The organism is Vulcanisaeta sp. EB80, from assembly GCF_002078205.2.
Genome location: NZ_LCWN02000068.1, coordinates 1 through 11,659, shown reverse-complemented (window position 1 = coordinate 11,659; position 11,659 = coordinate 1). Strand labels below are relative to the sequence as shown.

The window sequence follows — 11,659 nt, the reverse complement described above, 5'->3', positions numbered from 1 at the left end:
ATGTGGATGAGCTACTGAGGTGGGTTGTTAATAATGCTTCATTGTTTGTCATCAATTTGAGGGTTGAGGATGGGCGTAGGGAGGAGTTGATTAGGGGTGCTGTTGAGGATGTAGTGGGGCTTAGGGTTGGTGGTGATTGGAGGGATGCGTTTATGGAGGTCATGCCTGAGGAGTTAGTTTATGAGGTCCATAGGAGGTTCTTTGATGTGTTCCTTAACCCGGTTAAGAGGGAGATAGTGATATCGAGGGATCCATTCTTCATAGCCGGTGCCAATGATAATTCGGCGTTGGTATTGATAGGTGAGGGTGGGGTTGTCTATTTGGCATTTAATGACTTTGGTGATGGGGAGAAGGGATTAGTGAAGGCACGTATTAGTAAGGGTTTATTGCTTACGTACGCTGTTGAGGGAGTTCCTTTTAGGGCTTTTGTAATTGATGAGAAATCGGTCGATATATTCAAAACGAGGCCATACTTCATACTCATACCCCTAAATGTGGATAGGGATTTGGGTAGGAGGTTCATTTTGAGAAGTGTATTGCGTAAGGATGTTGATGGTGAGTGGTCGGGGGAATTTAGGGAGGTGGATTATGATGAGTTTAGGGATAGAGCTTCCGATGTGTTGATACGATTTCTATTTCACCCAGTCGGTGGTTTATCGGTGAAGAGGGCTATAATATCGAGGGATCCATTCTCAATAGTGGGGTTAACCAATGAGTTCGCATTCGCGCTTATGGGCGAGGGCGATGAATTGTACTTGATATATAAGGATTTGGACGATGATGAGGGGATGGTGAGGACTTCGGTTAAGGAGGATTCCATAATATTCATGGGTACCCAATTATAAATTAATTAAAAATAAGGTTATAAAGCCCTGGACCTACGTAATTCGATGCTTCCTGATGGTATTAAGGTCATGAGGCTCAGTATTGAGGATGCACTTAAGGTTGCCGAGTCACTGTGGTATAGGCATATGGATAATACGGTTATAGCGGTTGCCCAGGATTGGCAGAGTAAGGACGTATTAATGGTGGCTAGTATGAATAAGGAGGCTGTCGTGAAGACTCTTACCACAGGCATGGTTCATTATTGGTCACTCAGCCGTAAGAAGCTGTGGCTCAAGGGTGAAACCAGTGGTCATTATCAGTACCTCATTGATTTCAGGATTGATTGTGATGGCGATGCGCTTTTACTCAAGGTTTACCAGGTCGGTAATGCCTGCCATCTAGGCACTAGGTCCTGCTTTGACGCGAGGTATGTGAATAAAATTAGGCTGGACACGAATTTCAATATAGGCGAACCCTGATTCCAGCCTCATTTATGTATGCCTTGAGTTTCATGATATTTATTATGCCCATGTGAAAGACACTCGCTGCCAGTGCCGCATCGGCGTACTTAAGCACTTCCAGGAAGTGCCTTGGCTCACCAGCACCACCGCTGGCTATTACTGGTATGTTAACAGCATTTGACAACTCCCTGTATAGGTCCACGTCATACCCGGATCTTGTACCATCGGTGTCTATGCTCGTGACCAGCAACTCACCGGCGCCAAGCTCCTCAACCGTCCTAGCCCATTCTATGGCGTTCAACCCAGCATTAACCTTACCGCTCATTATGAAGACCGACCAAGCGCTGCCGGCTTTCCTTGCGTCTATAGCCACCACAGTTGATTGGGAGCCATACTCCCTAGCCAATGTACTGACTATCCCTGGGTCTTTGACAGCCGCTGTGTTGACACTGACCTTATCAGCACCTGCCTTAAAGGCTGCGTCAGCATCGGCAACACTCCTTATGCCACCACCAACACCGAGGGGTATGTTTATTGCCGACGCTACATCACGCACAGTCTTTAGAAACGTAGCCCTACCCTGTATTGTAGCAGTAACATCAAGTAGAAACAACTCATCTGCACCCTCCTCCTCATACCTACCAGCCAACTCCACGGGATCCCCAACTACCCTAAGACCCTCGAAATTCACACCCTTAACAACCACATTAGCATCCACGTCTAGACAGGGAATTATTCTCCTTACTATATTCACAGGTCTCATCATATCACACCCTTGGTACTCATTACTTGGTCGCTAACAATCTGCATGGCCTGCCTGAGGGATAGCCCAAGGGCCTTGAATATTGCCTCAACCTTATGATGCTCATTTTCACCACCGAGTAATTTCACGTGCACGGTAGCCCTTGCCGAATCGGCGAAGCTCCTGATGAAGTGCGGTATCATATCCGTGGACAAGTCACCAACAGTATCCCTACTAAAGCTTCCGTCAAATACGAAGTAAGACCTACCGCCTAGGTCCACAGCCACCAGCGCCAAGGCATCATCCATCGGTACTATGGACCACCCAAACCTGGCTATACCAACCCTATCGCCCAACGCCTTATCCATCGCCGTACCCAGCACTATGGCCACATCCTCAACAACGTGGTGGTCGTCGAACCCTCTCAGGTCGACGGCGTTTATGCTTCCTGAGGCGCCCATGTAGAAGATCAGGGTTTCAAGCATGTGGTTCAGGAACCTTATCGGCGTATCCACCTTGATATCACCAGGCTCTAGCCTAAGCTCAACCCTAACCTCCGTCTCCCTAGTCCTCCTCTCAACAACGGCCTGCCTAATCATCCACATACCACCCTCTTAACATAGAGAGCATAGCCTATTATCACACCGTCAAAACCTAACTCCCACAGCTGTTTAATATCGTCGCAGTTCGAGATACCACCTGCGTAATAAATCTCCTCACCAACGCTCCTCAATGCATTAATGATGTCACGCCTAACCCTGGGACCCATGCCGGTCCCCTCAACCTCCACATTCGTGAACACAACAACGCCGACTCTGGGTAACCTATTCATGATGTCGTTTATCTTACCGGCCCTAACCCTCCAACCCCTAACAAACACCCACTCACCCTGAACATCCAATGAAACGCCAACCCTCTCCCGACCCAACTCTTCGACCATATCCTTAAGCGCATTGGGTTTTTCTACGGCCAATGTGCCGATAATGACCCTCCTGCAATGCCTAAGTAACTCCCTTGCGCTACCCGCGTCCCTAACACCACCACCGACCTGGCATTTACCACCCATGAAGGAACCAATCTTGGCTATGGATTCCGAGTTAACTATTCTGCCAAGCTCTGCCCCATCCAGGTCAACAACGTGGACGAGAGGGTAGTCCTTAACCAGGTTCAAAGCCTCATCAATACTAAGCCTAACCAACTCACTACCTCTGACTCCCCTAACCCTCTTTACAGCTAGGCCGCCGCTAATGTCGATTGATGGTATTACTAAGCCCCTCATGGTATCACCTTCTCGATGTTCAGGACCAGTATATCCTTCGCACCAGCCCTCTTTAGGGCAGGTAACAACTCAGGTAGTAGGTCCTCGGGGACTACGGAGATCACCTCCTTCATAGGCTTACCTGCTATATCCGCGATCGTTGGACCCTCCATCGCAGGTAGGATCTTAAGGACGGAGTCAAGGTGTTGTAGGGGTACGTTCATCAGCACGAGCCTCCTTCCACTTGAGGATAGAGCGCCCCTGAGTAGTAGTAGGAATTTATTGAGGTAATCCCTGTAATCGTCGTCTAAACTCCTAGGTGCTATTAGCACGGCTTCCGTCTCCATAATGATGCCAACAGGCTTGAGCCCGTGAAGTCTCAGCGTTGTTCCCGTGGACATAACATCAACTATGCCATCGGCAACACCGAGCATTGGCATGACCTCCGCACTACCCGTTATCCTGATTATCCTAACCCTCTTACCCAACCCGCTGAAGTACTTGGTGGCTATGTTGACGTACTTCGTGGCTATCTTAACACCATCCCTAATGTCATCAATGTCGTCAACGCCGGAACTACTTGGGAAAGCAATGACTAACTTACCCCTACCAAAGCCCAGCCTCTCGACGACATCCACGGAGGCATTACTCTCCACTACATAGTCAAGGCCGGTAATGCCCATTAGTACTGAGCCGGACTCTGTAATGCTTGGTATATCCTCAGGCCTAATCCTTATGAGGTTAAGCGACGGCCAGTTTGTTGGTATTACGAGGGCCTTCTCATCGATCGATTGCGGCCTTAAACCAATCAAACTTAGCAGGTTCATCACTGGTTCGACTAGGCGTCCCTTTGAGGGTATTGCCATTAGGTATGTTGGGGTTTGATCATTGGTTCAGGGTGGTCAATAGGGTATATAAGTATTACTGCATTATTAATAGTATCAATAGTACCAAGGGGATTACGTGCGTGAGAGGACGACCTCGGAGTGCTGGCCCACGGTTGCCCCCCATCTGGGTGGTACTACTATTGTTGAGCCGTACTCCTCAATTATCGCGGGTCCCTTTACCACCTGCCCCAGTACTAGGTCGTCACGCCAGTAAATGGGCGTCTCAAGCCAATCATCGAAGAAAACCTTCCTAAACGTCCTCGGCTTAGCCTCACCGCCAACACTTGGCGATTTAAATTTCGGCTTAACCCTCCTGATTACCGCGAAAACCCTTATGGTCACAACCTCCACGGGCTTATTGAGACTGAAACCATAGGTTGCCCTATGTCTCTCATTAAACTCCCTCTCGACATCCTCAATCCTAGCCGGCCTACCAACAGGCACAACCAATTCCCAACCCTGACCAACATACCTAACATCAGCCAACCTAACGAAGTAATCAACCCTACCCAACCTACTGAGCAGGTTCTCCTCAAGCTTTCCGAACCCATCCTCCAAATCCTTCGGGAACGACAACCTAGCCTCAAACCTCGAGTCAGCCATCAACAAGCCGAGTGCCGAGAATGCGCCAGGCTCTGGTGGGATCACGATCTTCGTTATACCAAGCTCCTCGGCAACGAAGGTTGCGAATTGAGGGCCGGCACCTCCGAATGCCATTAGTACGAAGTCCTTAGGATCCAACCCACGTTCGACGGTGACTAACCTAATGGCCCTAGCCATCTCCATGTTGGCCAACCTGATGGCATCGTTAGCCACCTGCACTGGATCGCCCAACCTAGCCAAGCCCTTGGTGGCGCTGTGTTTATCAAGCTTCATCTCACCACCAAGCAAGTACTCACCAATCCTACCAAGGACTAGGTTCGCATCAGTCAGTGTGGGCTCAGTACCACCCTTACCGTAGCATATCGGCCCCGGGTCAGCACCCGCACTCAGGGGCCCAACCCTTAGGGCATTGGCCTCGTCACGCCAAATTATCGTGCCACCCCCAGCGGATACCTCCGCTAGATCAATGAATGGAAACCTAACTGGGTATCCGGAACCCTTTATGATCCTACCGTGGTGAACCTCGCCACCAACCTCATACTCCGTGGTAACCTCCGGCTCGTGATTAACTATCGACGATGCCTTCGCCGTTGTACCACCCATGTCAAACCCAATCACATTACTAACATTGATGACCCTAGAGAACTCAGCCGCAGCAATAGCGCCAGCCGCCGGTCCTGACTCGATGAGTTGCACAGGCCTCTCAACAGCCTCCTCAGCATCAACTAAACCGCCCGCGCTCGACATTATGTAGAACCTCGCAATACCAAGCTCCCTGAGCCCCTCGGAAAACCTGGCGACGTAATCGCTGACTATGGGCATCAACGCGGCATTCACAACCGTGGTTGATGCTCTCTCGTACTCACGAGGCTCAGGCGCAACCCTACTGGATAAACTAATGTACCTAAAGTGCCTCCTTAGGACCTCGCCGGCAATCTCCTCATTACTAGGGTTCGCGTATGAGTGAAGGAAGGCCACGGCAACGGAAACAACCCCAACGGACTTGGCCTTAATCGCGTAACTCTCAACCTCGTTAACATCAACCCTCTTGGCAACAGTGCCATCAGCCAAAACCCTCTCATCAACCTCAAACCTAAGCTCCCTGGGAACCAATGGTTTAGGTTTCTCAAAGAATAAGTCATAGAGCCTAGGCCTATTCTGACGCCCAATCTCGATGACATCTCTAAAACCCTTAGTCGTGAATAGGACTATTCTCGGTAGCTCAAGACCAACCTGACCAAGGAGAGCGTTAGTTCCTATCGTTGTTGCGTGGAGAACCTCATCAATGCGATGCTTAGCCCTCCTCAAACCCTCTAGAACCGCAACCTCAGGACTCTTTGGCGTCGTAAGCACCTTAAACGATTCGATGGAGCCATCGTCCCTGAGAACCACGAAGTCTGTAAATGTCCCACCAACATCAACAGCTACAGCAACCATCCTCATATGCCTTGAGTGGCACTTATATAAATATAAAGCCATTAAGGAGCATTGGGATTATTATGGGGCATAGATTCAGTATTCTAGTACCTGGCGTGCCAATATATACAGACTTGGGTTTCGTTGGCTTTTGTAACATAGTGCTTATTGAGGCCGATTCAAAATACATAATCTTTGATCCTGGGCATTACGGCAATAGGGAGTATCTGCTCAGGGAATTGAATTCTAGTGGGCTAAAGCCTGGCGATATAGACTACGTAATAGTTTCTCACCTCCATTATGACCATGCCATAAACGCATTACTATTCAGAAATGCCAAGGTTATAATATCAGAAAAGGAGAGAAACTATGCAATGAATCAGGCAAATGACCCATACATTGCAGACTTCCTGCTTCAGGTACTTAGTGATAAGTTAATCCTCGTACATGATAATGATGAGCTTCACGGTATTAAATTCGTCGAATTGCCTGGACACACTGGGGGCACCATGGGTGCATTATTAGATGACGGAACAGCAATCGTTGGGGATGCCATTAAGTACGTTGATGATGCGGTAAGGAGAAAGACGTCATTCGCATATTACAACCTAGACGAGGCAAATAAAAGCATAGTTAAGATACTGAGTTTAGCTCGACTGATTATTCCAGGACATGATATACCATTTTATGTAATAAATGGAGAGATAAAACCTGCGAATCAGATGCGAAATAAATTATTAATATATCTCAAGGGAGATCTTGATATATCTATTTTTAAGATCTCATAAAATCTAAATAAAACTACCAAATAATGTCCCTAAGCTAAATCTAAGTTTAACTTTAATATCAAGTGCTCGAATTACTGACCATAATGTTGCACTATTGCTACTTATTACAGGTTTTCCAACGCCTTTTTCCAGCTGGTTTATTATCTCAAAGGTTCTCCAATTAGTACAGGATATGAATAGTGCATCGAATTCATCCTTAGCCTGCCTTACAGCGTTTAAGGCTGCTTCATATGCTGTTCTTGGATCCAGGGCACCTATTACGGTATTATCCACAATACCTAATCCCCTAATGTCGATTACCCTAAAACCATTGGCTTCAAGAAACTCTCTCTCCTTTACATTCAACTCATCAATATATGGCGTGACAACCAGAACATTACGCGCATTCAAATGCTTTAAGGCGTCTAACACAGCGCCTGCGGTCGCTACGGCCTTTATCCCCGTAATGCCCTCAATCCGTTGCTTAATTTCCTCATGATGCTTAGGTCCTTTAAATAAACTTCCTGTTGTGCAGGCATACGCTATTACGTCAACGTTGGCGGTCCTCAATTCCGCCGCCGCTCTTTCTGTTTCCTTTTCCATCTCCTCAAGACCCTTTAAATTAACCTCCCTTAATGTAATCCTAGCACTATGTATTGTTACGTCGGGTTCTACGAATATCTTATTGAACTCCCTCTCCACGGTAGTGTTTGATGATGGAACTATTACTCCGACCTTCACCCAGCTCATATTGCATCCCCACTAAATTGTTGTCTAAAAAGTTTATTACTTTGTTGGCAATAAATATTAGTATTACTACATAGATATTTATAATAAAATCATAAATTATGTTTACGGGTATCGTAATGATAATGTTTAAAAGTAAAGTTGCACTAGAGATTAAGATCTTTATGGTCTCCATGAGAACATTAGCAATAATCAGTACAAGTGTAGGTATTGCATTTGAATGGTATGATTTCTTTCTATATAGTTTATTAGCACCCGTATTGGCTGAATTATTCTTTCCATCTAAAGTACTCATTTTAGCAATATTATGGTATTACTTGGTATTCCTAATAGGTTTCTTGGGCAGGCCATTGGGTGGTATTATCTTTGGGCATATAGGTGATAGATTAGGTAGAATTTATGCTCTATACTTTACATTATTATTCGCTGGTATTTCCTCTTTAGTTGTTGCTTTTCTACCTACATATTATCAAATAGGCATCGTTGCTCCCATAATATTAGCCGTAATGAGATTCTTGGATGGAGTCGCCCTAGGTGGTGAGTGGGGTGGTTCATTCTCATTAACCTCAGAATACATAAATCCAAATAGGAGAGGTCTTTATTCAGGAATTCTTCAATCCACAGTCTCGATGGCGTCATTATTGATTAGCGGTTTGGTCTTGCTATTAACGTACTTAATGGGTACGGCTGGGTTTAAATCCATTGGTTGGAGAATACTCTTTGGCATAGGGTTTGTAATAGCAATACTAGGTGTTATCGTTAGACTTAAGGTTGAGGATTCACCAGTATTTAAACAATTACAGAGTAAGGGGCAGATCGTTAAGAGCCCCATCTCTGAGGCGATAAGGAAGTACTGGAAGTTGATTCTCATTGGTTTATTCTTAGTTGGCGTATTTAATGGTATTTGGTACTACATGAATTACTCATTCTCAATAGTATATGCCACATCGCTCACTAAGGAGTTCGGTAAGCCGTATGTATCGTACGTAGTGACGCAGTTCGCGATCCTAGTGGTCTCAATAATAGGGATATTCGCCTCGATATTCTTTGGTTATCTCTCCGACCTATTCGGTAGAAGACCTCAAATGCTTGTTGATGCCGTATTTGGCATTGTATTTGCTGCACCGTACTTTCTAATGTTAATGAGCGGTAATCCTGCATTAATAATTACAGCAATAGTCCTTGGAGGCTTATTCGTTTATTACCTAGCTGGTGCAATTACACCAATAGTCCTCGTAGAGATGTTCCCACCACAGGTCAGATATACCGGCATCTCGATGGCGTACCAAATAGGTGTTGGTTTCCTGGGTGGATCCGCGCCATTAATAATGACGTACTTAATAGCAGCAACGCATAGCCTATATACACCGATGTACTTCATGATAGGCACAGGAGTTCTAGTGCTAGCTATGGTACTACTTGTTGGAGAAACCAAAGGTAAATTATACATGGGTGAAGAAATATTAACAAAGTAAGGGCTTAAATTATATATTATTTCATTAAGTATTTAAAATCAATATTTCATTCAAAAATTATACCCTCATTATTACGACCGTGCTTGCTTGCATTAGGTCTCCCCATGCGTGGGCCAGGCCTGTGTATACGGGCTTCTTTACCTGTCTCTTGCCAGCCTTACCCGCTAATTGCCAGTATATCTCGGCAACCTTCATCGTTCCTGCCGCGGCGATGGGGTTGCCAACGCCTAGTAATCCTCCCGATGGGTTTATTGGTAAGTCGCCATCCCTCTGTGTAACACCCTCTCTCGTTAGTATTGGCGCCTCGCACTTCTTCGCCAAGCCAAGACCCTCCATGTGATGTAGCTCCTTGTAGTCAAAGGGATCATAAACCTCAGCCACATCTATCTCCTTCCTTGGGTTTGTTATGCCGGCCATTCTATACGCCATTTGGGCAGCTACGTTTGCGTACTCGGGGAATGCCAAGTCCCTGTTTGTCCATGATGTTGTGTCCAGAGCCCAACCCACACCATCAATCCACACGGGAGTATCTGTCTGCCTTCTGGCGATATCCTCGCTTGCAACAACGAATGCCGCCGCGCCATCGCTAACCGGCGATATATCCAGCAACTGCACTGGCCATACTAGTACCTCGCTCTTTAGAACATCATCAACCGTTATGTTGGCCGCAACCTGGGCTGCCGGGTGGTCTAGGGCGTTGCGCTTGTTCTTCACGCTTACGAGGGCTATGTCCTCCTTCTTAACACCGCACTTATACATGTACCTGTGCATCTCCATTGCGAATATCCAGATCAGGTTTGGTTGCAGCGGGACCTCGGTAACTGGGTCCCAGATGTACCTGAACACGGCTTGTGGGTGCGGTATGTCCGCATCACTCATCTTCTCCTCGGCAACGGCAAGCACGGTTTTGCAATGCCCACTCGCCACATGCCACCAGGCGGCTATGGGCACCATAACGCCGGTAGCGCCGCCCACGAAGACCCTCATTACCGGCTTATTGACACCACCTGCACCATCAGCTAGGTACTCACCCTTCATGTGGATACCATCGAATGTGTCCGGTGCCGAGCCTATGACCACACAGTCAATGTCCTTAAGCGTCAACCCAGCCTCTTCCAGGGCTTGCTTCGCGGCTATCCAGGCCAACTCCTTTGGTGTTTCTAAGAGCCTTCTCCTAAATAGTGTTAGTCCAGCCCCTATTACCGCAGGCCTATGCTTAACGTAGATATTCCTACTCATAGTAGTAACCACCCCATGGAATTAATAAGTATTACCAACACATGTGGGGAAATAATTATGGGCGAGTTCGCCATCCACATCACCTACTAAGCACTGCAACTGCACTCGTTGTTGTGGGCACGCCCCTCCAACTATGGACCACAGCCCTCTCAGCCTTACCCAACTGCGCCCTCCCTGCCTCACCCCTTAACTGCAACACGGCATTCAGCAACCTAGCTAACCCGTGAACCTCCAGTGGAACTCCTTCGCCAAGAGCGCCACCGCTTGGGTTTACGGGGAATAATCCATCCCTATCGAATGCACCCTCAAGCAACAACTTATGAGCCTCGCCTGGCGGTGCCAGTTTCAAGGCCTCAATGAACTGGAGTTCCTTAAAGCTATACCTTGCATCAACCTCGGCAAAGTGCAGTTCCTTTATTGGGTCCTGAATACCCGCCATTTTATAAGCGGCCTCGGCAGCCAACATGGCATGCCTCGGGAACTCCCAACTATGGTATTCGAGGGATGGATCCTCAGTGACCCAGTGAATACCATCAACCCACACGGGCGTGTCTGTAAATCTCCTAGCCACATCCTCGCCAGCCAGGACAACAACCACTGCAGCATCGACAAAGGGTGCTATGTCTAGCCTGGTCAGTGGGGATACTGAGTACGGCATGTTTAGCACGTCATCCACAGTTATATTTGCACCATAACTAGCCCTCTCGTTAAGCAATGCGTTCCGCTTATCCTTGGAGACAACGTACGCCAACGCCTCCCTAGGCACATTATACCTACTCATGTAGGCCTGTGCCTCCAGCGCCGCTATTGCGTGGTAGTTTGGCATGTTTATCGCCCTCGTGGTTATTGGATCCATCGCGAACAAAATAATATCGTGCATATTCACAATGTCGCTAGGCTTCGCGTGGGACTCGGCAACAACAACGTCGAATTGCCCAGTCTTTATCATCATGTAGGCACTGGCAACGCATTGAAGTCCATCACCTGGTGTTGTGAATACCGGCTTCAGTGTACCACCTATGGGTTCCGGTGCAAATTCGTCAGCGATCGCTATACCTTCCCAAAAATCCTCCTGACAACTGGCAAATGCGTCAACATCGGTTCTTGGGTTTATACCACCCGCGTCCTCATAAGCCCTAACCGCTGCCTCGAACATCATCTCCCTGAAGGACGCCTCCTCCACCACGGGCCTAAACCCGTACCAACCAACACCCACAATCGCAACTCTCCGTGACATAA

The 11,659-nt window shown here is 47.4% G+C and carries 12 protein-coding genes; 4 read left to right on the top strand and 8 right to left on the bottom strand.

Features of this window, described 5'->3' with window-relative positions:
* Positions 1–845: hypothetical protein (locus B7L70_RS13530; protein ID WP_162009158.1), on the top strand; the 845-nt coding region annotated here is incomplete at its 5' end.
* Positions 846–890: 45 nt separating this feature from the next.
* Complete coding sequence (gene hisI / locus B7L70_RS10255; protein WP_202908732.1) at positions 891–1,304, top strand: phosphoribosyl-AMP cyclohydrolase; 414 nt, start codon at positions 891–893, stop codon at positions 1,302–1,304.
* Here the strand turns inward: hisI and hisF are convergent.
* From hisF to B7L70_RS10230, 5 genes are all read right to left on the bottom strand, one after another.
* Positions 1,285–2,052: an imidazole glycerol phosphate synthase subunit HisF gene (gene hisF, locus B7L70_RS10250; protein ID WP_081227919.1), complete on the bottom strand. Its 768-nt coding sequence runs from the start codon at positions 2,050–2,052 to the stop codon at positions 1,285–1,287. The two genes, hisI and hisF, sit on opposite strands and share 20 nt — an antisense overlap.
* Entirely contained in the window at positions 2,049–2,627 is a 579-nt protein-coding gene (hisB, locus tag B7L70_RS10245) for an imidazoleglycerol-phosphate dehydratase HisB (protein WP_081227929.1), read from the bottom strand. The genes hisF and hisB overlap by 4 nt, the downstream gene beginning before the upstream one ends.
* Positions 2,624–3,307 (bottom strand): HisA/HisF-related TIM barrel protein, encoded by a 684-nt coding sequence (locus B7L70_RS10240; RefSeq protein WP_081227916.1) that lies wholly within the window; start codon positions 3,305–3,307, stop codon positions 2,624–2,626. The genes hisB and B7L70_RS10240 overlap by 4 nt, the downstream gene beginning before the upstream one ends.
* Positions 3,304–4,152: an ATP phosphoribosyltransferase gene (gene hisG, locus B7L70_RS10235; RefSeq protein WP_081227914.1), complete on the bottom strand. Its 849-nt coding sequence runs from the start codon at positions 4,150–4,152 to the stop codon at positions 3,304–3,306. Before hisG ends, B7L70_RS10240 begins: the two co-directional genes overlap by 4 nt.
* Positions 4,153–4,245: 93 nt before the next feature.
* Positions 4,246–6,213 carry a hydantoinase/oxoprolinase family protein gene (locus B7L70_RS10230; protein ID WP_081227927.1) on the bottom strand — a complete coding sequence of 656 codons (1,968 nt, stop codon included), beginning with the start codon at positions 6,211–6,213 and terminating at the stop codon, positions 4,246–4,248.
* Between the two features lie 62 nt (positions 6,214–6,275).
* On the opposite strand from B7L70_RS10230, the gene B7L70_RS10225 reads away from it, so the two are divergent.
* Positions 6,276–6,980, top strand: a complete 705-nt coding sequence (locus B7L70_RS10225; protein ID WP_081227911.1) for an MBL fold metallo-hydrolase — start codon at positions 6,276–6,278, stop codon at positions 6,978–6,980.
* A 3-nt stretch (positions 6,981–6,983) separates the two neighbouring features.
* On the opposite strand, the gene B7L70_RS10220 is transcribed toward B7L70_RS10225, so the two are convergent.
* Positions 6,984–7,709 (bottom strand): aspartate/glutamate racemase family protein, encoded by a 726-nt coding sequence (locus B7L70_RS10220; protein WP_081227908.1) that lies wholly within the window; start codon positions 7,707–7,709, stop codon positions 6,984–6,986.
* A gap of 98 nt (positions 7,710–7,807) precedes the next feature.
* Here B7L70_RS10220 and B7L70_RS10215 point away from each other — a divergent pair, with 98 nt between their 5' ends.
* Entirely contained in the window at positions 7,808–9,181 is a 1,374-nt protein-coding gene (locus tag B7L70_RS10215) for an MFS transporter (protein WP_369907349.1), read from the top strand.
* 57 nt (positions 9,182–9,238) lie between these two features.
* Here B7L70_RS10215 and B7L70_RS10210 read toward each other — a convergent pair whose 3' ends face one another.
* Both B7L70_RS10210 and B7L70_RS10205 read right to left on the bottom strand, forming a co-directional pair.
* Complete coding sequence (locus B7L70_RS10210; RefSeq protein WP_081227905.1) at positions 9,239–10,420, bottom strand: thiolase domain-containing protein; 1,182 nt, start codon at positions 10,418–10,420, stop codon at positions 9,239–9,241.
* 79 nt (positions 10,421–10,499) lie between these two features.
* A complete protein-coding gene (locus B7L70_RS10205) occupies positions 10,500–11,657 on the bottom strand; it encodes a thiolase domain-containing protein (RefSeq protein ID WP_081227904.1) in 1,158 nt (385 codons plus the stop codon).
* Positions 11,658–11,659: the final 2 nt, after the last annotated feature.

Coding starts and splice junctions, on each gene's coding strand:
- hisI (WP_202908732.1), top strand. CDS start 891: ATGCTTCCTGATGGTATTAAGGTCATGAGGCTCAGTATTGAGGATGCA.
- hisF (WP_081227919.1), bottom strand. CDS start 2,052: ATGATGAGACCTGTGAATATAGTAAGGAGAATAATTCCCTGTCTAGAC.
- hisB (WP_081227929.1), bottom strand. CDS start 2,627: ATGATTAGGCAGGCCGTTGTTGAGAGGAGGACTAGGGAGACGGAGGTT.
- B7L70_RS10240 (WP_081227916.1), bottom strand. CDS start 3,307: ATGAGGGGCTTAGTAATACCATCAATCGACATTAGCGGCGGCCTAGCT.
- hisG (WP_081227914.1), bottom strand. CDS start 4,152: ATGGCAATACCCTCAAAGGGACGCCTAGTCGAACCAGTGATGAACCTG.
- B7L70_RS10230 (WP_081227927.1), bottom strand. CDS start 6,213: ATGGTTGCTGTAGCTGTTGATGTTGGTGGGACATTTACAGACTTCGTG.
- B7L70_RS10225 (WP_081227911.1), top strand. CDS start 6,276: ATGGGGCATAGATTCAGTATTCTAGTACCTGGCGTGCCAATATATACA.
- B7L70_RS10220 (WP_081227908.1), bottom strand. CDS start 7,709: ATGAGCTGGGTGAAGGTCGGAGTAATAGTTCCATCATCAAACACTACC.
- B7L70_RS10215 (WP_369907349.1), top strand. CDS start 7,808: ATGTTTACGGGTATCGTAATGATAATGTTTAAAAGTAAAGTTGCACTA.
- B7L70_RS10210 (WP_081227905.1), bottom strand. CDS start 10,420: ATGAGTAGGAATATCTACGTTAAGCATAGGCCTGCGGTAATAGGGGCT.
- B7L70_RS10205 (WP_081227904.1), bottom strand. CDS start 11,657: ATGTCACGGAGAGTTGCGATTGTGGGTGTTGGTTGGTACGGGTTTAGG.